Source organism: Kitasatospora acidiphila, from assembly GCF_006636205.1.
In the GTDB taxonomy this organism is placed as follows: Bacteria; Actinomycetota; Actinomycetes; order Streptomycetales; family Streptomycetaceae; genus Kitasatospora; species Kitasatospora acidiphila.
Genome location: NZ_VIGB01000003.1, coordinates 2,888,341 through 2,913,633, shown reverse-complemented (window position 1 = coordinate 2,913,633; position 25,293 = coordinate 2,888,341). Strand labels below are relative to the sequence as shown.

At 71.8% G+C, this 25,293-nt stretch carries 20 protein-coding genes and 1 pseudogene; 8 read left to right on the top strand and 13 right to left on the bottom strand.

Annotation, left to right across the window (positions count from 1 at the left end; translation table 11 throughout):
* Positions 1-14 precede the first annotated feature (14 nt).
* The 4 genes from E6W39_RS13890 to E6W39_RS13880 form a co-directional block, all read right to left on the bottom strand.
* On the bottom strand, positions 15-764 hold the full coding sequence (locus E6W39_RS13890; protein WP_228718140.1) for an FAD:protein FMN transferase: 750 nt from the start codon (positions 762-764) through the stop codon (positions 15-17).
* Positions 765-843: 79 nt separating this feature from the next.
* Complete coding sequence (locus E6W39_RS13885) at positions 844-1,323, bottom strand: FMN-binding protein (RefSeq protein WP_141633816.1); 480 nt, start codon at positions 1,321-1,323, stop codon at positions 844-846.
* Between the two features lie 36 nt (positions 1,324-1,359).
* On the bottom strand, positions 1,360-1,488 hold the full coding sequence (locus tag E6W39_RS43510; RefSeq protein WP_323809030.1) for a hypothetical protein: 129 nt from the start codon (positions 1,486-1,488) through the stop codon (positions 1,360-1,362).
* 8 nt (positions 1,489-1,496) lie between these two features.
* Positions 1,497-2,741 carry a ferric reductase-like transmembrane domain-containing protein gene (locus E6W39_RS13880; protein ID WP_323809029.1) on the bottom strand — a complete coding sequence of 415 codons (1,245 nt, stop codon included), beginning with the start codon at positions 2,739-2,741 and terminating at the stop codon, positions 1,497-1,499.
* A 159-nt stretch (positions 2,742-2,900) separates the two neighbouring features.
* Between E6W39_RS13880 and E6W39_RS13875 the strand changes: the two genes are divergently transcribed.
* Positions 2,901-3,587, top strand: a complete 687-nt coding sequence (locus E6W39_RS13875; protein ID WP_323809028.1) for a response regulator transcription factor — start codon at positions 2,901-2,903, stop codon at positions 3,585-3,587.
* A 71-nt stretch (positions 3,588-3,658) separates the two neighbouring features.
* Here E6W39_RS13875 and E6W39_RS43505 read toward each other — a convergent pair whose 3' ends face one another.
* Entirely contained in the window at positions 3,659-3,871 is a 213-nt protein-coding gene (locus E6W39_RS43505; protein WP_323809026.1) for a hypothetical protein, read from the bottom strand.
* Between the two features lie 220 nt (positions 3,872-4,091).
* Here E6W39_RS43505 and E6W39_RS13865 point away from each other — a divergent pair, with 220 nt between their 5' ends.
* Entirely contained in the window at positions 4,092-5,156 is a 1,065-nt protein-coding gene (locus E6W39_RS13865; RefSeq protein WP_323809025.1) for a sensor histidine kinase, read from the top strand.
* Positions 5,157-5,277: 121 nt separating this feature from the next.
* On the opposite strand, the gene pepN is transcribed toward E6W39_RS13865, so the two are convergent.
* A complete protein-coding gene (pepN, locus tag E6W39_RS13860; RefSeq protein ID WP_141633814.1) occupies positions 5,278-7,857 on the bottom strand; it encodes an aminopeptidase N in 2,580 nt (859 codons plus the stop codon).
* Between the two features lie 132 nt (positions 7,858-7,989).
* Positions 7,990-9,684, bottom strand: a complete 1,695-nt coding sequence (locus E6W39_RS42960) for an outer membrane protein assembly factor BamB family protein (RefSeq protein ID WP_141633813.1) — start codon at positions 9,682-9,684, stop codon at positions 7,990-7,992.
* 298 nt (positions 9,685-9,982) lie between these two features.
* Here E6W39_RS42960 and E6W39_RS13850 point away from each other — a divergent pair, with 298 nt between their 5' ends.
* The 5 genes from E6W39_RS13850 to dxs all read left to right on the top strand — a co-directional run bounded on the left by E6W39_RS13850 (position 9,983) and on the right by dxs (position 16,817).
* On the top strand, positions 9,983-11,179 hold the full coding sequence (locus E6W39_RS13850) for an ROK family transcriptional regulator (protein ID WP_141637725.1): 1,197 nt from the start codon (positions 9,983-9,985) through the stop codon (positions 11,177-11,179).
* 201 nt (positions 11,180-11,380) lie between these two features.
* Positions 11,381-12,472: a sugar ABC transporter substrate-binding protein gene (locus E6W39_RS13845; RefSeq protein ID WP_181799259.1), complete on the top strand. Its 1,092-nt coding sequence runs from the start codon at positions 11,381-11,383 to the stop codon at positions 12,470-12,472.
* Positions 12,473-12,609: 137 nt separating this feature from the next.
* A complete protein-coding gene (locus E6W39_RS13840; RefSeq protein WP_141633812.1) occupies positions 12,610-13,434 on the top strand; it encodes an ATP-binding cassette domain-containing protein in 825 nt (274 codons plus the stop codon).
* A gap of 129 nt (positions 13,435-13,563) precedes the next feature.
* Positions 13,564-14,709: a sugar ABC transporter permease gene (locus E6W39_RS13835; protein ID WP_323809024.1), complete on the top strand. Its 1,146-nt coding sequence runs from the start codon at positions 13,564-13,566 to the stop codon at positions 14,707-14,709.
* 191 nt (positions 14,710-14,900) lie between these two features.
* Complete coding sequence (gene dxs, locus E6W39_RS13830; RefSeq protein ID WP_141633810.1) at positions 14,901-16,817, top strand: 1-deoxy-D-xylulose-5-phosphate synthase; 1,917 nt, start codon at positions 14,901-14,903, stop codon at positions 16,815-16,817.
* A gap of 89 nt (positions 16,818-16,906) precedes the next feature.
* Here dxs and E6W39_RS13825 read toward each other — a convergent pair whose 3' ends face one another.
* The 6 genes and pseudogenes from E6W39_RS13825 to E6W39_RS13800 form a co-directional block, all read right to left on the bottom strand.
* Positions 16,907-17,353, bottom strand: a complete 447-nt coding sequence (locus tag E6W39_RS13825; protein WP_101382554.1) for an SPW repeat protein — start codon at positions 17,351-17,353, stop codon at positions 16,907-16,909.
* 168 nt (positions 17,354-17,521) lie between these two features.
* Positions 17,522-19,651: a 3-hydroxyacyl-CoA dehydrogenase NAD-binding domain-containing protein gene (locus E6W39_RS13820; RefSeq protein WP_141633809.1), complete on the bottom strand. Its 2,130-nt coding sequence runs from the start codon at positions 19,649-19,651 to the stop codon at positions 17,522-17,524.
* Between the two features lie 2 nt (positions 19,652-19,653).
* Positions 19,654-20,871: a thiolase family protein gene (locus E6W39_RS13815; protein WP_141633808.1), complete on the bottom strand. Its 1,218-nt coding sequence runs from the start codon at positions 20,869-20,871 to the stop codon at positions 19,654-19,656.
* A gap of 169 nt (positions 20,872-21,040) precedes the next feature.
* Positions 21,041-22,236 (bottom strand): annotated as a pseudogene (locus E6W39_RS13810) (ribonuclease D).
* Between the two features lie 159 nt (positions 22,237-22,395).
* Positions 22,396-23,112, bottom strand: coding sequence for a response regulator transcription factor (locus tag E6W39_RS13805; RefSeq protein WP_101382558.1), 717 nt, complete (start codon positions 23,110-23,112; stop codon positions 22,396-22,398).
* Positions 23,113-23,415: 303 nt separating this feature from the next.
* The gene (locus E6W39_RS13800; protein WP_141633807.1) at positions 23,416-24,090 is read right to left on the bottom strand and encodes a DUF3000 domain-containing protein; all 675 of its coding nucleotides are present in this window, start codon (positions 24,088-24,090) and stop codon (positions 23,416-23,418) included.
* A 123-nt stretch (positions 24,091-24,213) separates the two neighbouring features.
* Between E6W39_RS13800 and hemE the strand changes: the two genes are divergently transcribed.
* Entirely contained in the window at positions 24,214-25,290 is a 1,077-nt protein-coding gene (gene hemE, locus E6W39_RS13795) for a uroporphyrinogen decarboxylase (protein WP_141633806.1), read from the top strand.
* Positions 25,291-25,293: the final 3 nt, after the last annotated feature.

The following is a 25,293-nucleotide window of genomic DNA, read 5'->3' as shown; positions in this document are numbered from 1 at the left end:
GGCGACGTGTCGGGCTACGCCGGGGCGAGGTAGCGGGCCAGGCCCGGGGTGCCGAGGCGGGTGCCGTTGGGGAGGACGGCGAGGGCCTCGTAGCCCGGCAGCGAGGTGAGCCAGGGGAGGGCGCGGCGCGGGCCCATGGCGAAGCCGGCGGTGGCGTAGGCGTCGGTGCGGGCCAGAGTGGGGCCGATCACGGTGAGGGAGAGCAGGCCCGAGGCGGGGCGGCCGGTGTGGGGGTCGAGGATGTGGGCCCCGCGTTCGGTGGTGCCGGAGGTGGCGACGGCGAAGTCGTGGTCGGCGCTGAGTATCGCGACCAGCTGGTCGGAGTGTTGGGGGTCGGCGACGCCGACTCGCCAGGGTCGGCCGGGGGTTGAGTGGCCACGGGCTTGGACGTCGCCGCCGCCGGTCACCGTGTGGTCGGGGAAGCCGGCCGAGGTGAGGAGGGTTGAAGCGCGTTCCACGGCCCAGCCCTTGACCCAGCCGGACGGGTCCAGCCTCCCGCCCGGTCGGTAGGTGAACCAGCCGTTGCTCTCTGCGGCGACCTCCCGGCAGTGCGCCAGCACCTCGGCCACCAGCGGGTCGCACTGGTCCACCGTCAGCTCGCCGCGGTCCAGCCGGCTGATGTCGCTGTCCGGGCGGTAGGTGGAGAACAGCCGGTCCAGCCGGTGCAGTTCGGCGATCGGCGCGGCCAGCAGCGCGAGGTCGTCGGCGTTCGCGACCGCGAACGAGACGACCGTACCCATCACCTCCTTGGCATGGCGCAGCATCAGTGCACGTCCTGACCGTCGGTACGCGGGACTGCGAGAGGGATGTGCACACCCATCACCCGCTCGGCGCGGCGCCGCATCAGTGGAGACCCGCCTGGTCGAGGGCGCTCTGCAGCGAGCGGGTGTAGCCGTCGCTGGTGTAGGTGGCGCCGGAGACCGAGTCGATGTTGGCGTTGCCGGCCGCGATCGCCTCCTGGTTGAGCTGGGGGAGCGCGAAGCTGTTGATCTCCTCGTCGCGGTTGCTCTCCGACGGGTACTGCAGTACGTCCACCTTGGTGAGCTTGCTGCCGGCGAGGGTGACCCGCACCTGGACCGGGCCGTACCGGGTATCGACCGCGCTGCCGGTGATGGTGCGGGTGGCGGTTCCGCCGGATCCGGACGTCGACCCGGCCGACGTTCCACTCCCGCTCGGGGCCGACGAGGCCGGGGCTGAGGGCGACCCGGTGTCCGAGGAGATCACCGGCAGCGCCTGCGCCGAGGCGCTGCCGTGCGGCTTGAGCGAGAGCAGCAGCACGATCCCGGCCGCCGTGGCCGCGCTGGTGACGATCATTCGGCGCATCGGCCGACGCCCCTTCCGTTCAGACGATTCGGACGGTCAGAATTCAAAGGACTCGTGGTGGATCAGGTGCTGCGGCACCCCCGCCGCCCGCAGTTCGCGCACGGTGGTGGCCATCATCTCGGGCGGGCCGCAGAGGAACACCTCGTGCCCCCGCAGCCCCGGCACCAGGCGGGTCAGCGAGTCGGCGGTGAGGGGTCGCCCACCCGGCGCCGGTCGCCGAGCAGCAGTTCGAGTCGGGCCCGGCGGCGTGCGGCCACCCGTTCCAGCTCGTCCCGGAAGAGCACGTCCTCGGCCCGGCGCGCCCGGTACAGCAGGGTCAGCTGGCCCGGATCGGCCGGCAGCGTCTCGAAGAGCGTCCGGATCGGCGTGATCCCGACACCGGCCGCGATCAGCAGCACCCGCCGCCCGGGCGCCACCCGGCGGCGCGCGGTGAACGCCCCGTACGGGCCCTCGGCGCGCACCCGCACCCCGGGCTGGAGCCCGGCCACGGCCGCGCTGTGCCCGCCCAGGTCCTTCACGGTGAACCGCAGGAAGCGCGGGTGCGGCGGCGCGGACAGCGAGTACGGGTTGGCCGCCCAGCGCAGCCCCGGGGCCATGAACTGCAGCCGGAAGAACTGCCCCGGTTCGCAGCGCAGCGCCTCCAGCCTGCGGCCGGTCAGGAAGACCGAGACCACCCCGTCCGCCTCCGGCCGCACCTCGGCGACCCGCAGCCGGTGCCGCCGGTCCCGCAGGAACGGCAGCAGCAGCCGGAACCAGCCCAGGATCGCGAAGGAGCCCAGGTAGAGCGCCCACCAGGCGAGCAGCCCGGGGCCCTCGATCAGGTCCGCGCCGTTGGCCAGCTGGTGGGCGAAGGCCAGCGCGATCGCCAGGTAGGTGGCCAGGTGCAGGTAGTACCAGGTCTCGTAGCTGAGCCGGCGGCGGGCCGCCCGGGCCGAGACCACGCCGGTGCCCAGCATCAGCAGGGTGCCCAGGGTCGCCTTGAGCATGTCGGGGTAGTGGAAGACCAGCTGCCCGGTCTCGCTCACCACGCCGCGGTGCGCGGTGAGGGCGTAGCCCCAGATCACGGTCACCAGGTGCACCAGGACCAGGCTCACCACGTACCGGCCGCCGATCGCGTGCCAGCGGGCCAGCCGGTCGGCGCCCACCTCGCGCTCCAGCAGCGGGATCCGGGCCATCAGCAGGAGCAGCACCGGTGCGCCGTAGCCGGCCAGCAGCCCGGCGATCCGGGAGGCGCCGGTCAGCCACTCGTCGGCGCCGCGCACCGCGGAGGTGTCCCGCCACCACAGCGCCAGCACGGCGAGCGCACCGGCGGCGATCAGGAGCGGCACCAGGGTCGGCAGCGCGGCCTTGGCCAGCTCGGGCGGCCGCACCGGGGTGGGCGCCGCCCGGCGGCCCCGGTGCTGCGTGGCTGTGCTCACGATCCGTCCTCCTTGCTCACCGAACCGCCAGCCTGCCATCCGCACCTCTCAGTTCCCTATGAGTCCGGTCTCGTCCGGGTGCGTTTTCCCAGCTCAGAGCGGTTCAGGGGGCCAGGGGATCTCAGCGCTTTCTCATCCCGGCCGGGCAGAATGGCTGTCATGACCCGCCGCATCCTGGTCGTCGACGACGAACCCGATCTTGTCGAGGTGCTCTGCGGGGCGCTGCGCTACGAGGGCTGGCAGGCCGTCGGCGCGGCCACCGGCGCGGAGGCTGTGTCGGCGGCCCGGAGCTGGGCGCCGGACGCCGTGGTGCTCGACATGATGCTGCCCGACCTGGACGGGCTGGCCGTGCTGGAGCAGATCCACGCCGAGCGCCCCGAGACCCGGGTGCTGTTCCTGACCGCCCGGGACGCTGTGGAGGACCGGATCGCCGGCATCGCTGCCGGCGGCGACGACTACGTGACCAAGCCGTTCAGCCTGGCCGAGGTGGTGGTCCGGTTGCGCAGCCTGCTGCGCCGGGCCGAGCCGGCCGCCGCTACGCCGTCCGACGCCCTGGTGCTGGGCGACCTGGTGCTGGTGGAGTCCGCCCGCGAGGTGAGCAGGGGCGGGCAGCCGATCGACCTGAGCCCCACCGAGTTCGCGCTGCTCGCCCATCTGATGCGGCACCCGCGCCAGGTGCTGAGCAAGGCGCAGCTGCTGGACGCCGTCTGGTCCTACGACTTCGGCGGCCAGGCCCATGTGGTGGAGCTCTACATCAGCTACCTGCGCAAGAAGATCGACGCCGGGCGGGCCCCGATGATCCACACCGTCCGCGGCGCCGGCTACCTGCTCAAAGCGGCCGCGTGAGGCGGGCGTTCTCACTGAGGCGGCTCTCGCTGAAGCTCCTCTCGCTGAAGCTCCTCCCGCTGAAACGGCTCTCACTGAGGCGGCTCTTGCTGAAGCGGCTCCCGCTGACGCTGCGCGGCCGATCGCTGCGGGCCCGGCTGATCACCGGCCTGCTGGCGCTGCTGCTGCTGATCTTCGCCGGGGTCGGGGTGGCGGTCACCAGCGCCCTGCACACCGGCCTGCTGGACCGCCTGGACCAGCAGCTCGCCGACACCGGCGGCCGCTACGCCGCCAGCCTGGAGCACGCCGGCACCGGGCGCAGCGACACCCGGGCGCAGGCCCCCGGCACCCTCGGCGCCCGGCTGCTGAACGGCACCGTGACCGCCGCCGGGTGGTGGACGGCGACGCCGACGACACCGCGGTGGCCGCCGGCACCACCCCGCCGACACCGACGACACCGTCACGCTCGACACCGCCGACCGGCGAGCGCTGGCCGACCTCCCGGTCGGCGGCCCGGCCCGCACGGTGCAGCTGAGCGGACCGGGGGAGTACCGGGTCCGGGCGGTCGCCGGGCAGGACGGCGATGTGCTGGTCACCGGCCTGCCGATGCGGCCGGTCGAGGACACCATGCACCAGGTGATGATGGTCGAGGTGGTCGTCTTCGGCTCGGCGGTGCTGGTGGCCGGGCTCGCCGGGACGGGTTGGCTGCGGCTCGCGCTGCGCCCGCTGGACCGGATCGCCGCCACCGCCACCCGGGTCAGCGCGCTGCCGCTGGCCCGCGGCGAGGTGGAGATCGAGGAGCGGGTGCCCGACGAGGCGGCCGACCCGCGCACCGAGACCGGCCGGGTGGGCCTGGCCCTCAACCGGATGCTGGGCCACGTCGAGGACGCCCTCGCCCAGCGGCACACCGTCGAGGACCGGCTGCGCGCCTTCGCCGCCGACGCCGGCCACGAGCTGCGCACCCCCGTCGCCACCGTGCGCGGCCACGCCGAACTGGCGCTGCGCCACCCCGAGATCGCGCCGCCGGTGCGGCACGCGCTGGAGCGGATCGAGGCGGAGTCCCGCCGGATGGGCACCATCGTCGACGACCTGCTGCTGCTGGCCCGCCTCGACGCCGGGCGCCCGCTGGCCCGTGCCGAGGTCGACCTGACCCGCCTGGCCCTGGACTGCATCGCGGACGCCCGCGCCGCCGCCCCCGAGCACAACTGGCGCCTGGAGCTGCCCGCCGAGCCGGTGCTGACCGACGGCGACGAGGACCGCCTGCGCCAGGTGGTGGCCAACCTGCTGAGCAACGCCCACCGCCACACCCCGCCCGGCAGCACCGTCACCCTGTGCCTGGCGGACCGTCAACTCACCGTCGGCGACGACGGTCCCGGCATCCCCGAGACCTTGCGCCCCCAGCTCTTCGAACGCTTCGCCCGCGCCGACCACTCCCGCGCCCGCAGCACCGGCGGCACCGGCCTCGGCCTCGCCATCGCCCGCGCCATCGCCCGTGCCCACGGCGGCGAGCTCGCGCTGGCGCCGACGACGGGCCCGGGTGCGGTCTTCGAGCTGACCCTGCCCGGGTGCGCCGGGGCCCCGGGCACTTGAGGTACCCGGGGCCCCGGGGGTGTCAGCGGTTCGACGACGGGCCCGGGTGCGGTCTTCGAGCTGACCCTGCCCGGGTGCGCCGAGGCCCCGGGCACTTGAGGTACCCGGGGCCCCGGGGGTGTCAGCGGTTCGCCGCCGCCGCGTCGGCGGCCTGGGCCTTCAGCGCCCGCTCGACGCCCGAGCGGGACTCGACGACCAGGCGGGCCAGCGCCGGGGCCGGGTCGGCGCCGGCGAGCCAGGCGTCGGTGGCGTCCAGGGTGGCCTGGCTGATCTGCAGGGTCGGGTACAGGCCGATGATGATCTGCTGGGCGATCTCGTGGCTGCGGGTCTCCCAGACCGACGCCAGCGACTCGAAGTACTTGGCCACGTACGGGGTCAGCAGCTCGCGCTGGTCGGCCACGTTGAAGCCGCTGATCACCGCGTCCTGCACGTAGTTGGTCAGGGTGTCCGAGTCGACCACCGACGCCCAGGCCTCCGCCTTGGCCTCGGCGGTGGGCCGGGCGGCCCGGCAGGTGGCGGCCTTCTCCTGGCCGGCCGCGGTGTTGTCGCGGGCCAGCTCGGCGTCGATCGCGGCGTCACCGGCCCGGCCGGTGGCGACCAGGCGGGTGAGCAGGTCCCAGCGCAGGTCGGTGTCGACCGCCAGGCCCGCCAACTCCGCGGTGCCGTCCAGCAGTCCGGCCAGCAGGTCCAGCTGCTCCGGCGAACGGGCCACCGCGGCGAGCGCCTTGGCCCAGGCGAGCTGGTGGTCGCTGCCCGCCTCGGCGGCCCGCAGCCGCTCCTCGGCGACGGCCGCCCAGCGGGCCAGTCCGCTCTCCCGCCAGGCCGGGTCGGCGTAGACCTCCAGGGCCAGCTTGACCTGGCGGTGCACCGACTGCACCACGCCGATGTCGGTCTCCTTGGGGAGGCCGGCCACCGCGAGCTCCAGGTAGTCGCGGGTGGCCAGTTCGCCGTCCCGGGTCATGTCCCAGGCGGCGGACCAGACCAGCGCGCGCGGCAGCGACTCGGTGAAGTCGCCCAGGTGCGCGGTGACGGCGGTCAGCGAGACCGGGTCCAGGCGCAGCTTGGCGTAGCTCAGGTCGTCGTCGTTGAGCAGCACCACGGCGGGGCGCGGGCGGCCGACCAGCTCCGGCACCGAGGTCAGCTCGCCGTCCACGTCGAGCTCGATCCGGTCGGTGCGCACCAGTGCGCCGTCGGTCAACTCGTAGCTGCCGATGGCGATCCGGTGCGGGCGCAGGGCGGCCGAGCCGCGGGCGCCCTCGGGCAGCGCGGGGGCCTCCTGGCGGACCGCGAAGGAGGTGATCACGCCGTCGGCGTCGACCTCGATCTCGGGGCGCAGCACGTTGATCCCGGCGGTCTCCAGCCAGGCGGTGGACCAGGCCTTGAGGTCGCGTCCGCTGGTCTCCTCCAGCGCGCCGAGCAGGTCGGCGAGCGTGGTGTTGCCCCAGGCGTGCCGCTTGAAGTAGGCCTGCACGCCCTTGAAGAAGGCGTCCTGGCCGACGTACGCCACCAGCTGCTTGAGCACCGAAGCGCCCTTGGCGTAGGTGATGCCGTCGAAGTTGACCATGACGTCTTCGAGGTCGTTGATCTCGGCCATGATCGGGTGGGTGGACGGCAGTTGGTCCTGCCGGTAGGCCCAGGTCTTCATCTGGTTGGCGAAGGTGGTCCAGCCGTTCGGCCACTTGGTGCCGGCCGGCTCGACCAGGGAGACGATCTCCGCGTAGGTGGCGAAGGACTCGTTGAGCCAGAGGTCGTTCCACCACTCCATGGTGACCAGGTTGCCGAACCACATGTGGGCCAGCTCGTGCAGGATGGTGGTGGCCCGCATCTCGTAGGAGGCGTCGGTCACCTTGGAGCGGAACACGTACTGGTCGCGGAAGGTGACGGCACCGGCGTTCTCCATCGCACCGGCGTTGAACTCCGGGACGAAGAGCTGGTCGTACTTCTCGAACGGGTACGGGACGTCGAACTTCTCCTGGAAGTACCGGAATCCCTGCCGGGTGACGTCGAAGACCGCCTCGGCGTCCAGGTACTCCTTGAGCGACGGGCGGCAGTAGATGCCGAGCGGCACCACCTGGTCCCCGTCCGTGTAGGAGTCGAAGACACCGGTGTACGGGCCGGCGATGATCGCGGTGATGTAGGAGGAGATCCGCCCGGTGGGGGCGAACGACCAGGTCTGCGACTCGCCGTCGCCGACGGGCTCCGGAGTGGGCGAGTTGGAGACCACCACCCAGCCGCGCGGCGCGTGCACGGTGAAGGTGAAGGCGGCCTTCAGGTTCGGCTGCTCGAAGGAGGCGAACACCCGGCGGGCGTCCGGCACTTCGAACTGGCTGTAGAGGTAGGTCTCGCCGTCCACCGGGTCGGTGAACCGGTGCAGGCCCTCACCGGTGTTGGTGTAGGCGCAGTCGGCGACCACCCGCAGTTCGTTCTCGGCGGCCAGGTCGGTCAGCGCGATCCGGCTGTCGGCGAAGGCCGAGACGTCCACCTGGCGGCCGTTCAGCACGATCTCGTGCACGGTCGGCGCGACCAGGTCGATGAAGGTGGCGGCGCCGGGCTCGGTGGCGGTGAACCGGACGGTGGTGGTGGAGCGGAAGGTCTCCAGGTCGCGGGCCGAACTCAGGTCGAGCTCGATGTCGTACGCGTCCACGTGCAGGAGCGCGGCCCGGGTGCGGGCCTCCTCACGGGTCAAGTTGGTGCCAGGCACTCGCAGGACTCCTTCGTCAGGCTTGTTGGGCGCATCCTCCCACGCCCGCCCGTTCCGCCAGCAGTCGTGCCACCGCCTGCGGAAACGACGGTGGGTGCACGCAGCAGCGTGCACCCACCGGATGAGGAACGGTCAGCTCTTGGAGCCGTACATGATGGCGCTGTGCTCGATCGGCAGCCCGTCGAGGACCAGCACCCGGCCGTCATCGGCCTGCAGGACATCGGAGTCCTGGAAGGTCATGGTGAGGGTGTCCTTCTGGGCGAAGGTCGCGCTGGACTTGAACGAGCCGTCGGCGGCGGCCAGCGAACCGACCTGGGCGCCCTGGTCGTAGCCGTTCATGGCGATCACGGCGGGCGAGTCGACCGATCCCTTGTCGACCAGGCGCAGGCCCTGCTGGGCGCCGCCGTCCGAGGTCCACTTGGTCTTGCCGGTGGTCAGGTCGATGGCCCGGATCGCGGTCTTGCTGTTCTTGTCGACCTCGATGTAGAAGGTGTTGCCGAGCACGAGGTTGTGCGCCACCGCCGACGAGGCCGCGGACGGCCGCATCTTGTCCTCGCCGGTCACCTTCAGCGGGATCTTGGGCAGCTGGTTGCCGTTGGAGTCGATGGCGAACAGGTAGTCGCCGTCGGAGTCGGCGCTGATCTGCACCACCAGCATGCCCTTGGTCTGGACGATCTGGGACAGCCGGTCGTTCTCGTTGGGCAGCGGGACGGTGGTGTTGACCTTGCCGGTGTCCGCGTTCAGCACCTGGAGCAGCTGCTTGGGCGAGCCGTCCGCGCAGTAGTCGCTGAGCACGATCAGACCGCCGGCCGCGTCCGCGGTCCCGTTGCAGTACTGGCCACGGCCGGAGTACTTCCACAGCTGGTGGCCGTCGGTCAGGCTGAAGCCGCCCAGCACGCCGCTGCTGGCCGCGCCGATGGCGTTGTCGGTGATGGTGACCGCGGTGTCGAAGCTCTTCTGGTCCGGCAGCGGGCTGCCGGCCTTGAACTTCAGGGTGCCGCTGGTGGCGTCGACGGCGCCGATCGCCGCGCAGTCGTCGTCGCCCAGGTTGAAGCTGACGGCGCCGAGGCCGGCCTTGTTGATGTCCTTGGACATGCTGCAGAACGCCTTGGTGCCGCTGGGCGCGGGCAGCGTCCAGGCGACCTTGCCGTCGCTGAGGTTGTAGGCGGTCAGCGCGCTGGCGTCACCGCGGACCACCGTCTTGTCGGTGACCCAGAAGCCGATCATCCGGTTGTCGCTGCCGTCGGGCTTGGGCGCGGTCCACAGGTCGGCCAGCTGGCCGGAGGGGACCGAAGCGCCGCTGGGGCCGCTGGTGGTGCCGAGCGGGGCGCCGGTGGTGTTGTGCTTGGGGCTGGGGCCGCTGAACAGCACGATCAGCCCGATCACGATGCCGACCGCCAGCACGCTGCCGGCGATCCCGCCGAACACCATCACCGGGTTGCGCTGCTTGGTGGGGGTGGGGGCGCCCGGTGCGCCGGGGTAGGCGTAGCCGGGGGGCGGAGTGGCGGCCTGCTGGAAGCCGGGCTGGGGCTGGGCGTAGCCGGGGTAGCCGGCCTGCGGCGCCGGCGCCGGGGTCGGGTAGGGCTGGGCGGCCTGCGGGTAGCCGTAGCCGCCGGCCTGCGGGTCGTACGGGCCGGCCGGGGCGCCGGCGGGCGGGGGCGGTGTGGCGGGTGCCGCGGGTGCGGCACCGGCAGGCGGCTGCGCTGGGAAGGCCAGCTCGGTCGGCTGGTAGCTGACGTCCGCGGCGCTGGGGCCGGCCGGCTGGCCCGGCGCCGGCACCGACGCTCCGTCAAGCTGGGTCTTCTGGTCCGGCTGATCGCCTGCCATATGAGTCCCCGTCATCGATCGTGAGTGGTCCGCCTGGTCCAGGCCGATGCGGCGCTGGAGGCTGAGGAGGCGGGTGGGAATAAGGGACATCGTAGAGGTGGACCATTCGGCGGCTGCCGAAGGGCCCGAGCCTGTGCTCGGGGCGGCCGGGCCGGGCGGGAGCGCGCGCACCACCGCTCTCGGCATAGAGTTCACAAGTTGAAGGTGAACTTCTGGTCAACGCGAGCTCCGCCGCAACGGCGCGGCGTGGGGCGGGAACGGTCGGGTTCCCGGGCCCTGAGGAGGGTAATTCATGTCCATGGACACGCCGGGTTCGCAGTCCTCGCTGCACCGCGCCAACCTCGAGCGCGTGCTGCGCGCGGTCCGGATGGCCGGCTCGCTGACCCAGGCAGAGATCGCCCGCACCACCGGACTCTCCGCGGCGACGGTCTCCAACATCGTGCGCGAGCTCAAGGAGAGCGGCACGGTGGTGGTGGCCGACACCTCCTCGGGCGGGCGGCGGGCCCGCAGCGTCTCGCTGAGCGGGGACGCCGGGATCGTGGTCGGCGTCGACTTCGGCCACTCCCACCTGCGGGTGGCGGTCGGCAACCTGGCGCACCGGGTGCTCGCCGAGGAGAGCGAGCCGATGAACGTGGACGTCTCCGCCGAGCAGGGCTTCGCCCGGGCCGAGGCGCTGGTGGAGCGGCTGCTGGAGCAGGCCGGGTTCCGGCCGGACAAGGTGATCGGGGTGGGCCTCGGGGTGCCCGGGCCGATCGACGTGGAGACCGGGGCGCTCGGCTCCACCGCGATCCTGCCGGGGTGGACCGGGATCGCGCCGGGCCGGGAGCTGTCCCAGCGCCTCGGCATGCCGGTGCACGTCGACAACGACGCCAACCTGGGTGCGCTGGGCGAGCTGGTCTGGGGGGCCGGGCGCGGGCTGGCCGACCTGGCCTACATCAAGGTGGCCAGCGGGGTGGGCTCCGGCCTGGTCATCAACGGGCAGATCTACCGGGGGCCGGGCGGCACCGCCGGCGAGATCGGCCACATCACGCTGGACGAGTCCGGGCCGGTCTGCCGCTGCGGCAACCGCGGCTGCCTGGAGACCTTCGTCGGATCCCGCTATCTGCTCAACCTTTTGAACGCTAGTCACCAGCGCGAGTTGACGTTGTCCGAGGTGGTCCGGCTGGCGCAGCAGGGCGACCTGGGCTGCCGGCGGGTGATCGCGGACGCCGGGCGGCAGATCGGCACCGGTGTGGCGACCCTGTGCAATCTGCTGAATCCCCGTCGGGTGATCCTCGGCGGTGACCTCGCCGAGGCCGGTGAGCTGGTACTTTCTCCGATCAGGGACTCGGTGGCGCGCTATGCGATCCCCTCGGCGGCGCGTCAGCTCTCGATCGTCCCCGGTACCTTGGGCGGTCGTGCGGAGGTGCTCGGCGCCCTCGCCCTGGTGATGAGCGAGATGGGCGAAACCGGGGCAATCGGGCATGCCTCGCCGGCCGCGGCGGCGCGTGCCTGACGCGTTGCCAGTCCCTCGCAAGGGGGACGAAAACGGGACAGGGTCGGGCAGTTTGGTCTCGGCTTAGCCTTCAGGAAGGTAACGAAAACATTTGGATCCCTGGAGGACTGGGTTCATATGTTGACGACGCGGCAAGGTGGGGGGTTGACTCCTTCCCACCTCGCCGCAACGTTGCGGCTCCGTCAGGGAGGCTCCCCCAACATGAACGCAATGATGCGTCGCGTCGTCATCGGTACCGCCGCGGTTTCGATGGCTCTCACCATGGCCGCCTGTGGCAAGGCCGGTGGCAGCAGCTCCAACTCCGCGAGCTCGGGAGACAACAAGACCATCGGGCTGCTCCTCCCCGAGAACTCCTCGTCGGTCCGCTACGAGTCGTTCGACAAGCCGCTCATCGAGGCCAAGGTCAAGTCGCTGTGCGCTGACTGCACGGTCAAGTACAACAACGCCAACGGCGATGCCACGACCCAGAAGCAGCAGTTCGACACCCTGGTCTCGCAGGGCGTCAAGGTGATCATGCTCGACCCGGTGAACGCCACGGGCACCGCCTCCTGGGTCACCGACGCGCAGAAGAAGGGCGTCAAGGTCATCGCCTACGACCGGCTCGCCGCCGGCCCGGTCTCCGCCTACATCTCCTTCGACAACGAGAAGGTCGGCGAGCTCCAGGGCCAGGCGCTGGTGAAGGCGCTGGGTGCCAACGCCAAGTCCGCCAACGTCGTCATGATCAACGGCGACGACAACGACCCGAACGCCGGTCAGTTCAAGGCGGGCGCCCACAAGGTGCTGGACGGCGCCGTGGGCAAGATCGTCTACGAGCAGTCCGGCGAGTGGAAGCCCACCGTGGCCAGCCAGAAGATGGGCGCCGCGATCACCTCGCTGGGCAAGACCGGCTTCCAGGCCGTCTACTCCGCCAACGACGGCATGGCCGCCGCCATCATCACCGCGCTCAAGGCCCAGGGCATCAGCGTGCCGGTCGGCGGCCAGGACGCGGCCTCCGACGCCATCCAGCGCATCCTCACCGGTGACCAGGCCTACACCATCTACAAGGCCTACAAGCCGGAGGCCGAGGGCGCCGCCACCATCGCGGTCAACCTGCTGCACAACGTGGACGTCACCAGCGTCGCCACCGCCACCACCGCCAGCGACGGCACCAACGTCCCCTCCCTGCTGCTCACCCCGGTCGTGGTGACCAAGGACAACATCAAGGACACCGTGATCGCCGACGGCCTCTACAAGGTCTCGGACATCTGCACCGCGCAGTACGCGCAGGCCTGCCAGGACGCCCACCTCCAGTAACCGAAGCCCCTTCACCCGGCGGGAGCCGGCCGGAGCCCGAGCAGTGGTCCGGCCGGCGCCCCGCGCGCCACTCCGGCGTACCCGGCCTCCCAGCAGAGCCACGTGCGCCCCTTTTGACGACCCCGAAGGAGCCACGAATGGTTCAGTCCGACACACCCGTCCTCGCCCTGCACAACGTCTCCAAGCGGTTCGGCGCCGTGCAGGTCCTCACCGGCGTCGACCTCGAAGTACACGCCGGACAGGTGGTCGCCCTGGTCGGCGACAACGGCGCCGGCAAGTCCACCCTGGTCAAGACGATCGCGGGGGTGTACACGATCGACGAGGGCAGCATCGAGTGGGAGGGCCGCAAGGTCACCCTGGCCCGCCCTCAGGACGCCACCGCACTCGGCGTCGCGACCGTCTACCAGGACCTCGCGCTCTGCGACAACCTCGACGTGGTCGCCAACCTCTTCCTCGGCCGCGAGCTGCTGCGCGGCGGCCGGCTGGACGAGGTGGCCATGGAGAAGAAGGCCAAGGAGCTGCTCGACACGCTCTCCATCCGGATCCCCAGCGTGCGGATCCCGGTCGCGGCGCTCTCCGGCGGCCAGCGCCAGGTGGTCGCCATCGCCCGCGCGCTGATCGGCGACCCCAAGATCGTCATCCTGGACGAGCCCACCGCCGCGCTCGGCGTGGAGCAGACCGCCCAGGTGCTCGACCTGGTCGAGCGGCTCCGGGACCGCGGCCTCGGGGTGATCCTGATCAGCCACAACATGGCCGACGTGCGCGCCGTCGCCGACCAGGTCGCGGTGCTGCGGCTGGGCCGCAACAACGGTGTCTTCAAGATCGCGGACACCAGCCACGAAACCATCATCTCGGCCATCACCGGCGCCACCGACAACGCGGTGACCCGCCGTCAGGCCCGCGTCGCGCACGCGACCGACCAGCACAGTGCGCACGCGACCGAGTCGGAGGCCGCCAAGTGAGCAACCCCGCCACCCCCAGAAGGCAACCCAGATGACCACGCAGTCCTCCCCGCCGCGCCGGCCGTCGACCCCCGGCTGCTGGTCCGCGAGCAGGGCCTGAGCGGCTACCTCGGCGAGTTCCAGCGCAAGGTGCGCAGCGGTGACCTCGGCTCGCTGCCGGTGGTGCTCGGGCTGATCCTGATCGCGATCATCTTCCAGTCGCTGAACAGCAGGTTCCTCACCGCCGGAAACCTCTCCAACATCGCCCTCTACCTCGCCGGTCCCGGTCTGATAGCCGTCGGCATCGTCTTCGTGCTGCTGCTCGGCGAGATCGACCTGTCGCTCGGCTCGCTGGCCGGCGCCTCGGCGGCGATCGCCGCGGTGGCCGCCGTCCAGCACGGCCTCAACGAGTGGCTGGCCATGCTGCTCGCCGTCGGCTGCGCGCTGGTCATCGGCGCGCTGCACGGCTTCTTCTTCGCCAAGCTGGGCGTGCCGGCCTTCGTGGTCACGCTGGCCGGCTTCCTCGCCTGGAACGGTCTGCAGGGCGAGGTGATGGGCTCGAAGGGCACCCTCAACAACATTCCGGACGGCGTGATCGCCAAGCTGGACAACTACTTCTTCAACGATGTGGCCGTCGCCTACGGCGTGGCCGCGGTCGGTGTGGCCGGCTACCTGATCGCCGCGCTGCTGGGGGCGAAGAACCGCCGCCAGGCCGGGCTGCCGGCCCGCTCGGTCACCGAGATCGCGGTGCGCGCCGCCGCGCTGGCCGTGCTCGCCTTCGGGGTGGCCTACATGTTCAACCAGGACCGCGGCCTGCCGCTGGCGCTGGTGGTCCTGCTCGCCGTGGTGATCGGCTCGGACTTCGTGCTGCGCCGCACCCGCTACGGCCGCCAGGTGTTCGCGGTCGGCGGCGGCATCGAGGCGGCCCGCCGGGCCGGCATCAGCGTGTCCCGGGTGCGGATCACGGTCTACATGATCTCGGCCGGTCTGGCCGCGGTCGGCGGTCTGTTCCTCGCCTCGCAGCAGGGCTCCGCCGACAAGCTGCTGGGCGGCGGCAACGTCCTGATGGACGCCATCGCGGCGGCCGTCATCGGCGGCACCAGCCTGTTCGGCGGTCGCGGCAACGCCTGGTCGGCGCTGCTGGGCACGCTGGTGATCGAGGCCATCATGGTCGGCCTGGACATGCAGAACACCAGCCAGTCGATCCAGTACATGATCACCGGCGCGGTGCTGCTGGCCGCGGTGGTCCTGGACTCGGTCTCGCGCCGCACCCAGAAGACCTCCGGGCGCGGCTGACCTGCCGCGCGCCCGGGACGCGCCTGCCGCACGCCAGCCGATCAGCGCTGGCGTGCGGGGGCGCGTTCCGGGCTTTTGCACGCCCCGCAGACATGCTCCCGGCGCGAGGCGCCGCACCGGCGGACATTAGACTCGACCAGTCGAGCGGGCCGAGAGCCCGCTCGCACCCACACCGACAGAAGGAGGAACGGGTGTCCTTGCTGACCCGCATTCGGGGGCCGCGCGATCTCGACCGGCTCACCCCGGGGCAGCTGGCTGCCCTCGCCGAGGAGATCCGCACCTTCCTGATCGAGGAGGTCTCCAAGACCGGCGGGCACCTGGGCCCCAACCTCGGAGTGGTGGAGCTCACCATCGCGCTGCACCGGGTCTTCGACTCGCCGCGCGAGCGGATCCTCTTCGACACCGGCCACCAGAGTTACGTCCACAAGCTGCTGACGGGCCGTCAGGACTTCAGCCGGCTGAAGATGAAGGGCGGCCTGTCCGGCTACCCGTCCCGGGTCGAGTCCGAGCACGACGTGATCGAGAACTCGCACGCCTCCACCGTGCTGGGCTACGCCGACGGCATCGCCAAGGCCAACCAGCTGCTCGGCCACAAGGACTGCCCGGTGGTCGCGGTCACCGGCGACGGTGCGCTCACCGGCGGCATGGCCTGGGAAGCGCTCAACAACATCGCCGAGGCCCAGGACCGCCCGCTGGTCATCGTGGTCAACGACAACGAGCGCTCCTACTCGCCGACCATCGGCGGCCTGGCCAACCACCTCACCACGCTGCGCGCCACCCAGGGCTACGAGCGCTTCCTCAGCTGGGGCAAGGAGGCGCTGCAGCGCACTCCGGTGATCGGCGAGGGGCTGGCCGGCGCGCTGCACGGCGCCAAGAAGGGCCTGAAGGACTTCATCGCCCCGCAGGGCATGTTCGAGGACCTCGGCCTGAAGTACCTCGGCCCGATCGACGGCCACGACATCGGCGCGCTGGAGTCGGCGCTGCGCAAGGCCCGCGGCTTCGGCGGCCCGGTGATCGTGCACGTCATCACCGAGAAGGGTCGCGGCTACCACGCGGCGCTCAACAACGAGGAGGACCGCTTCCACGCGGTCGGCGTGATCCACCCGGACACCGGCCTGCCGGTGAAGACCTCGGGCAAGGACTGGACCTCGGTCTTCGGCGAGGAGATGGTGGAGCTCGGCCGGGAGCGCAAGGACATCGTGGCGATCACCGCCGCGATGCTGCACCCGGTGGGCCTGGCGCCGTTCGCCAAGGCCTTCCCGAAGCGCACCTTCGACGTCGGCATCGCCGAGCAGCACGCCGCGGTCTCGGCCGCCGGTCTGGCCACCGCCGGGCTGCACCCGGTGGTCGCGGTCTATGCGACCTTCCTCAACCGGGCCTTCGACCAGGTGCTGATGGACGTCGCCCTGCACAAGCTGGGCGTCACCTTCGTGCTCGACCGGGCCGGCATCACCGGCACCGACGGCGCCTCGCACAACGGCATGTGGGACATGTCGATCCTGCAGGTGGTGCCCGGTCTGCGGCTGGCCGCCCCGCGTGACGCCGAGCAGCTGCGGGCGCAGCTGCGCGAGGCCGTCGAGGTCAAGGACGCGCCGACGGTGGTGCGCTTCTCCAAGGGCGCGGTCGGCCCGGCGGTGGCCTCGCTCGGCCGGATCGGCGGCATGGACGTGCTGCACGGCTCGACCGAGTCGCCGGTCGAGGGTGAGAAGCGGGCCGATGTGCTGATCGTCTCGGTCGGCGCGCTGGCCTCGATCTGCCTGGAGGCCGCCGCGCTGCTGGACGCCCAGGGGATCACCGCCACGGTGGTCGACCCGCGCTGGGTCAAGCCGGTGGACCCGGCGCTGCCCGGCCTGGCCGCCGAGCACCGCGTGGTGGTGACGGTCGAGGACAACGGGCGGGCCGGCGGGGTCGGCGCCACCGTCGCCCAGGCGCTGCGCGACGCCGAGGTGGACCTGCCGCTGCGCGACTTCGGCATCCCGCAGGAGTTCCTGGACCACGCCAAGCGCGAGGAGATCCTCGCCGAGATCGGCCTGACCGGCCCCGACATCGCCCGTCAGGTGACGGCGCTGGTCGCCCGGCTGGACGTCTCCCAGACCGTCGAGGCCTGACACCGTCTCACGCCGGCTGACGCCGCCTCACACCGAAGGACCTGCCCGGCCGTTCGCGGCCGGGCAGGTCCTTTCGGGTTGGACGGGGATCAGGCTCGGCGGCGCCGGCTGCCCATCACTCCGCCCGCGGTGAGGGCGAGCAGACAGGTGACGGCCCCGATCACCACCTGGTTCCAGATGATGCCCCGGGTCGCGGTGTGGCCGACGGTCACCACCCACGGGGAGATGATCAGGAACACGCCGGTCGCGAACATCGCCCAGGTGAGCCCGAACATCCGGGCCGGGGCGAGGGTGAGGCAGAGCCCGAGAGCGGCGATGCCGATGCCGAGGATCAGGTTGGTGACCACCAGCTCGTGGCTGGCGGCACTGAAGTGCACCACGTAGGGCGAGATCGCCAGGTAGAGGCCGGCGAGGACGACCAGGCCGTCCACGGCGACTCCGGACGGCCCGTCCATCATGCGTGCGTACCGGTCGCGCATCTCCGCGATGTCCGGATGGGTGCGCATATCACCGGTTCGATGTGAGACGTCGGCCATACGACTCGCCTCCTTCGAGTGTGCAAGTCTGAACCGCTTGGCCTAACGGCATTATGCTCTTTGTCCGGTTTGGGTGTATACCGGGACGGCCTGAGCGCAGACGCGAACGGGCGCCTTCCCCCGGTTCGGAGGAAGGCGCCCGCTGTCGCTAGCGGAGCCGGGTCAGGCTCAGGCCGGCACGCTGGCCAGGCCCGGGGCCAGGAAGCGCTTGCCGTTCACCCGCTCGGAGACGCCCTCGCGGTCCAGGTACGGGGTGATCCCGCCCAGGTGGAAGGGCCAGCCGGCGCCGGTGATCATGCACAGGTCGATGTCCTGCGCCTCACCGACCACGCCCTCGTCCAGCATCAGGCCGATCTCCTGGGCGACCGCGTTCAGCGCCCGCTCGCGGACCTGCTCCTCGGTGAGCGCGCTGTCGCCGAAGGAGAGCAGCTCCAGCACCTCGGGGTCGAGCACCTGCCGGCCGTCCTGCCAGATGTAGAAGCCGCGCTTGCCGGCCTTGACCACCTTGGCGAGGTTCTCGGAGACGGTGAAGCGCTCCGGGAAGGCACCGTGCAGGGTCTCCGAGACGTGCAGCGCGATGGCCGGGCCGACCAGCTCGAGCAGCGCGATCGGGGACATCGGCAGGCCGAGCGGCTGCACGGCCTTCTCGACGGTCTCGAACGAGGTGCCCTCGTCGATGATGTTCTGGATCTCGCCCATGAAACGGGTCAGGATCCGGTTCACCACGAACGCCGGGGCGTCCTTGGTGAGCACGGCCGTCTTCTTCAGCTTCTTGGCGACGGCGAAGGCGGTGGCCAGCGAGGCGTCGTCGGTCTTCTCGGCCCGGACGATCTCCAGCAGCGGCAGGATCGCGACCGGGTTGAAGAAGTGGAAGCCGACCACGCGCTCCGGGTGCTGCAGCTTGGAGGCCATCTCGGTGACCGACAGCGAGGAGGTGTTGGTGGCCAGGATCGCGGTCGGCGAGACCACGGCCTCCAGCTCGGCGAAGACGTTCTGCTTGACGCCCATCTCCTCGAACACGGCCTCGATCACGAAGTCCGCGTCGCCGAAGGCGGTCGCCTTGTCCAGGTGGCCGCTGACCAGGCCCTTGAGCTTGTTGGCCTTGTCCTGGTTGACCCGGCCCTTGGCCAGCAGCTTGTCGATCTCGCCGTGGACGTAGCCGACGCCCTTGTCGATCCGCGCCTGGTCGATGTCGGTGAGGACCACCGGCACCTCGAGGCGGCGGGCGAAGAGCAGCGCCAGCTGGGAGGCCATCAGACCGGCACCGACCACGCCGACCTTGGAGACCGGGCGGGCCAGCGACTTGTCCGGGGCGCCGAACGGCTTCTTGGCCCGGCGCTGCACCAGGTTGAACGAGTAGATGCCGGCCCGCAGCTCGCCACCCATGATCAGGTCGGCCAGCGCCTGGTCCTCGGCGTCGAAGCCCTTCTGCAGGTCGCCGTCCTTGGCCGCGGCCATGATGTCCAGCGCGCGGTAGGCGGCCGGCGCGGCGCCGTGCACCTTGCCGTCGGCGACGGCCCGGCCCCAGGCGATGCACTGGTCCCAGTTCTCGCCCCGGTCGATCTCCGGGCGCTCGACGACGACCTCGCCCTTGAGGACCTTGGCGGCCCACAGGATCGACTGCTCCAGGAAGTCGGCCGGCTCGAAGATCGCGTCCGCGATGCCGAGCTCGAACACCTCCTTGCCCTTGAGCTGCTTGTTCTGGGCCATCGAGTTCTCGATGATGACCTTGACCGCGTTGGCCGGGCCGACCAGGTTCGGCAGGATGGTGCAGCCGCCCCAGCCGGGGACCAGACCGAGGAAGACCTCGGGCAGCGAGAAGGCCGGCACACCGGAGCTGACGGTGCGGTAGGTGCAGTGCAGGCCCACCTCGACACCGCCGCCCATCGCGGCACCGTTGTAGAACGCGAAGCTCGGCACCGGCAGCGCGGCGATCCGCTTGAAGACCTCGTGGCCGCCCTTGCCGATGGCCAGCGCGTCGCCGTGCTCCTTGAGCAGCTCGACGCCCTTGAGGTCGGCGCCGACCGCGAAGATGAACGGCTTGCCGGTGATCGCGACGGCGACGATCTTGCCCTCGGCGGCCTCCGCCTCGACCTGGTCCAGCGCCGCGGAGAGCTTCAGCAGCGAGCCCGGGCCGAAGGTGGTCGGCTTGGTGTGGTCGAAGCCGTTGTCCAGGGTGATCACGGCCAGCTTGCCGGCCTGCAGCGGCAGGTCCAGGTGACGCACGTGCGCGGTGGTGACGACCTCGCCGGGGAACAGCTCGGCGCCGCGGGTCAGCAGCTCAGTGGTGCTCGTCATGGTCACTTACCACCCTCGAAGTGCGGGTTCTCCCAGATGACGGTCCCGCCCATGCCGAAACCGATGCACATGGAGGTGATGCCGTAGCGGACGTCCGGGCGCTGCTCGAAGCGGCGGGCCAGCTGGTTCATCAGGCGGACGCCGGAGGAGGCCAGCGGGTGGCCGAAGGCGATCGCGCCACCGAAGGGGTTGACCCGCTCGTCGTCGTCGGCGATGCCGAAGTGGTCGAGCATGGCCAGCACCTGCACGGCGAAGGCCTCGTTGATCTCGAACGCGCCGATGTCCTCGATGGTCAGACCGGCCTTGGCCAGCGCCTTCTCGGTGGCCGGCACCGGGCCGATGCCCATCACCTCGGGCTCCACGCCGGCGAAGGCGTAGGAGACCAGGCGCATCTTGACCGGCAGGCCGAGCTCGCGGGCGACGTCCTCGGCGGCCAGCAGCGAGGCGGTGGCGCCGTCGTTCAGGCCGGCCGCGTTGCCGGCGGTGATGTTGCCGTGCGGGCGGAACGGGGTCTTCAGGCCCGCCAGCGACTCCATCGTGGTGCCCGGGCGCAGCGGCTCGTCGACCGTGGCCAGGCCCCAGCCGGTCTCGCCGACCTCGGGGTTGGTGTTGCGGATCGCGATCGGCACCAGGTCGGGCTGGATGTCGCCGTTGGCGTACGCCTTGGCGGCCTTCTCCTGGGAGCGCACCGCGTAGGCGTCGCAGCGCTCCTTGGTGATGTGCGGGAAGCGGTCGTGCAGGTTCTCGGCGGTCATGCCCATGAACAGGGCGGACTCGTCGACCAGCTTCTCGGAGACGAAGCGCGGGTTCGGGTCCACGCCCTCGCCCATCGGGTGCCGGCCCATGTGCTCGACGCCGCCGGCCACGGCGATGTCGTAGGCACCGAAGGCAATGCCGCCCGCGATGCTGGTGACCGCGGTCATGGCGCCGGCGCACATCCGGTCGATGGCGTAGCCGGGCACCGACTTGGGCAGGCCCGCCAGCAGCGCGGCGGTGCGGCCGATGGTCAGACCCTGGTCGCCGATCTGCGTGGTCGCCGCGACGGCGACCTCGTCGATGCGCTCGACGGGCAGGTCCGGGTTGCGGCGCACGAGCTCCCGGATGCACTTGACGACCAGGTCGTCGGCGCGGGTCTCGTGGTAGATGCCCTTCGGGCCGGCCTTGCCGAACGGGGTGCGGACGCCGTCGACGAAGACGACGTCCCGCGAGGTACGAGGCACGGGGGCTCTCCTCCCAGGGGACATGGCATGGTGCGCAGAGATGCGCTCGCAAAACGAGCAGCGCTGCTTCACCGGCCATGCTACTGGTCGGTAACCAACTTGCCCAGGGCCGGGTCACCCGAGTCGGCTGTGTCCCCCGCCACGTCCGCCGGGCCGGCCCGGCGCAGGGTCAGGCCTGGCTCTCGGCGGCCTTGACGAAGGCCTGGGCCACCACCGGGGCCACCAGCTCGACCTGCCAGCCGCGCGCCCCGAGCGCCCGCAGCGCACCGCCCACGGCCGGGGCGGTCGGCTCGGCCGGCGGCTCCCAGGAGACCCGGCGCACCAGCTCCGGAGTGATCAGGTTCTCGGCCGGCAGCTTCAGCTTCTCGGCCAGCTCGGACACCGCGGCCCGGGCGCCGGACAGCCGGGCGGCGGCCACCGGGTCCTTCTCGGCCCAGGCGCGCGGCGGCGGCGGACCCTCGTGCGGGGCGGCGGCCGGCGGCAGCTCGGTCTCCGGGACCGCCCGGGACCGGTCCAGCGCGGCCAGCCACTGCTCCAGCTGGCGCCGGTGCACCCGGGGACCGAAGCCGGCCACCGCCTGCAGGGCGCCGAGGTTGGCCGGCATGGCCAGCGCGGCGGCCACGATCGCCGCGTCCGAGAGCACCCGGCCGGGGGAGACGTCGCGCTCCTGGGCCAGCCGGTCGCGGGTCTGCCACAGCTCGCGCACCGCGGCCAGCTGCCGGCGGCGGCGGATCTTGTGCAGGCCTGAGGTGCGGCGCCAGGGGTCCACCCGGGGGCAGGCCGGGGCGCGGCCACGATCGCCGCGAACTCCTCCAGCGCCCAGTCGAGCTTGCCCTGCCCGGTCAGCTCGGCCTCCAGGGCGTCGCGCAGGTCGACCAGCACCTCGACGTCCAGCGCGGCGTACTTCAGCCAGGGTTCGGGCAGCGGGCGGGTGGACCAGTCCACCGCGGAGTGCTCCTTGGCCAGCCGGTAGCCGAGCACGTTCTCGGTCATCGGGCCGAGCCCGACCCGGGGGAAGCCCGCGATCCGGCCGGCCAGCTCGGTGTCGAACAGCCGCGACGGGCGCATGCCGACCTCGGCCAGGCAGGGCAGGTCCTGGGTGGCGGCGTGCACCACCCACTCGGTGTCGGCCAGCGCCTCGCCGAGCCCGCTCAGATCGGGGCAGGCGATCGGGTCGATCAGCGCGGTGCCGGCGCCGGCCCGGCGCAACTGGATCAGATAGGCACGCTGGCCGTAGCGGTAGCCGGAGGCCCGCTCGGCGTCGACCGCGACCGGACCGGTGCCCGCCGCGAAGGCCGCGAGCACCTCGGCCAGCCCCGCCTGGTCGGCGACCACCGGTGGCAGTCCCTCCCGGGGTTCGAGCAGCGGCACCGGGGCGGTCTCTACGGCGATGGCTTCAGCGGCGTCGGTCACCCACCAAGAGTACGACGCCCCCCGCTGGGGGACCCTGATCGTCAGGCGCGGACCTGCTCGAATGCCGATGGCGGTCCGGAGGAAACGTTCCTCCGGACCGCGAGCGGACGCTCAGTGGATGATGCCGGTGCGCAGCGCGACCGCGACCATGCCGGCCCGGTCCCCGGTGCCCAGCTTGCGCGCGATCCGGGCCAGGTGGCTCTTCACCGTCAGCGCCGACAGGCCCATCGCGACACCGATCGCCTTGTTGGACTGGCCCTCCGCAACCAGCCGCAGCACCTCCACCTCGCGGCCGGACAGCTCGCGGTAGGCGGCCGGCGCCGCACCGGGCGCCCCCGGGGCACCGGGACCACCGGGCGCGCCCAGGTGGCCGGGGGCGCCGGGGATGCCGGGCCGGCGCATCCGCCCCGCCAGACCGGCCGCGCCCAGCGGCAGCCCGGGGCGGCCCGGCATCGCGACATTGGTACGGGTGCCGGTGACCACATAGCCCTTGACGCCCCCGGCCAGTGCGCTGCGCACCGCGCCGATGTCGTCGGCGGCGGACAGCGCCAGGCCGTTGGGCCAGCCCGCGGCCCGGGTCTCCGCGAGGATGGTCAGGCCCGAACCGTCGGGCAGGTGGACATCCGCCACGCAGATGTCCCGGGGCGTGGAGACCCGCGGCCGGGCCTCCGCGATCGACGAAACCTCGATGACGTCGCGCACCCCGAGTGCCCACAGATGACGCGTGACGGTGCTGCGGACCCGGGGGTCGGCGATCACCACCATCGCGGTGGGCTTGGTCGGGCGGTAGGCGACCACGTTTGCGGGGTGCTCTAGCAGGACCGACACCGTGCCTCCTGAGGGGAGTGGCGGACGGAACCCCGATGGGCGAAGGAGTCGGAGTGTTCCGCGTGTTTAAAGGGTCACAGACTGCTTCGGCATCATCCGTGCCCGGCTTTAGCGAATGATCACGATCTAGTGAGTCACAATACGGACGAATCGTGCGGATGATTGATGCGACATGCCCAGAAAACGGTCAGAACCGCTCAGAAGCGGCACGAAACGGTCAGGCCGGGGCGATTGATTGACGGCCCGTCATGCCCGTGAGCAGGGGGTACCCGGGTTGGGGCGGCCCTGAATGGCCGTCAGCCTTCAGTGTGATCGGGGGCGGCGCCGCGCGGGCATCGGGACCACTCCGCCGAGTGATGCGGTGTCGGTCTGCGGCAGCGGCGCGGGCACCGTCGGCGGCAGCCCGGCGCAGACGCACAGCAGGTCCGCCCAGGCCGTCAGATGCCGCTCGAACCGGCCGTCGGCCGGCGTCCAGGAGGCCCGCAGCTCGATCTCGGTGCTGTCCGGGCGGTCCGACAGCGCGCCGAAGAACTGCGAGGCGGCATGGGTCACCGTGCCGCCCGGCTCCGCGTACCCGGCGCCGTGCGCCTGCAACGCGTCCATCAGCCAGGACCAGCCGACCTCGCCCAGCATCGGATCACCGGCGATCTCCGGCTCCAGCTCGGCCCGGGTCATGGTGACCACCCGGAACTCGCCGTGCCAGGCCTCCTGGCCCGCCGGGTCGTACAGCAGCACGAACCGCCCGTCGGCCAGCTCCTCGCCGTCCACCTCGACCGTGGCGGTAACCGCCCAGCTGAACGGGGCCAGCCGACGCGGCGCCGGCGCCGCCGACAACTGGACCTCGGGACGCACCGGCAGGGCCGTGAGCGTCTCGACAACACTGCGGAAGACGTCGGCCGGCGGCTCCGCCGCGGGAGAGGAAGCCGACTCCTTGTTCGTTCCGCCGTGCTGCGCGGGGTTCCCACCGACCGATGCCATGAGCTGAAGACTAGGCCCTGCGCGGCAGTTCCCCAGGACCGGCACGCAGCGCCGGCGTGGAAAAGGATCTTCCTGCGGCCGTCCGGGGCCGGTGGCGTCCATGGCGCGTGGGAGGATGAGGGGGTGAGTGAGACGACCGCAGCCCAGCCCGCCGCGCACCGCAGCGCCGCGTACGACTCCGCCTTCCTGCGCGCCTGCCGGCACGAGCCGGTGCCGCACACCCCGGTCTGGTTCATGCGGCAGGCCGGCCGCTCGCTGCCCGAGTACCACAAGGTGCGCGAGGGTATCCCGATGCTGGACTCCTGCATGCGTCCCGAGCTGGTCAAGGAGATCACCCTGCAGCCGGTCCGCCGGCACAAGGTGGACGCGGCGATCTTCTTCAGCGACATCGTGGTGCCGCTCAAGGCGATCGGCATCGACGTCGACATCAAGGCCGGCATCGGCCCGGTGATCGCCGACCCGATCCGCACCAGGGCAGACCTGCAGCGGCTGCGCCCGCTGGAGCCGGACGACGTCCCCTACGTCACCGAGGCGGTCGGCCTGCTGGTCGACGAGCTCGGCAGCACCCCGCTGATCGGCTTCGCGGGCGCCCCGTTCACCCTGGCCAGCTACCTCATCGAGGGCGGTCCGTCGAAGAACCACGAGCGGACCAAGGCCATGATGTACGGCGAGCCGGAGCTCTGGGCCGAGCTGGTGGACCGGCTCGCGGTGATCACCTCCGCCTTCCTCAAGGTGCAGATCGAGGCCGGCGCCTCCGCCGTGCAGCTCTTCGACTCCTGGGTCGGCTCGCTGGCGCCCGACGACTACCGGCGCTCCGTCATGCCGGCCAGCACCAAGGTCTTCGAGTCGGTCGCCGAGTACGGCGTGCCGCGGATCCACTTCGGTGTCGGCACCGGCGAGCTGCTCGGCCTGATGGGCAAGGCCGGCGCCGACGTGGTCGGGGTGGACTGGCGGGTGCCGCTGGACGTGGCCTCCAGCCGGGTCGGCGCCGACAAGGCGCTGCAGGGCAACCTCGACCCGGCGGTGCTCTTCGGCCCCACCAAGGTGGTGGAGACCAAGGCCCGCGAGGTGCTGCACGCGGCCTCCTCGCTGAGCACCAGCGGCCACATCTTCAACCTGGGCCACGGCGTGCTGCCGAGCATGGACCCGGACGCGCTCAGCCGCCTGGTCGCCTTCGTGCACGAGGCCAGCGCCCGCTGACGG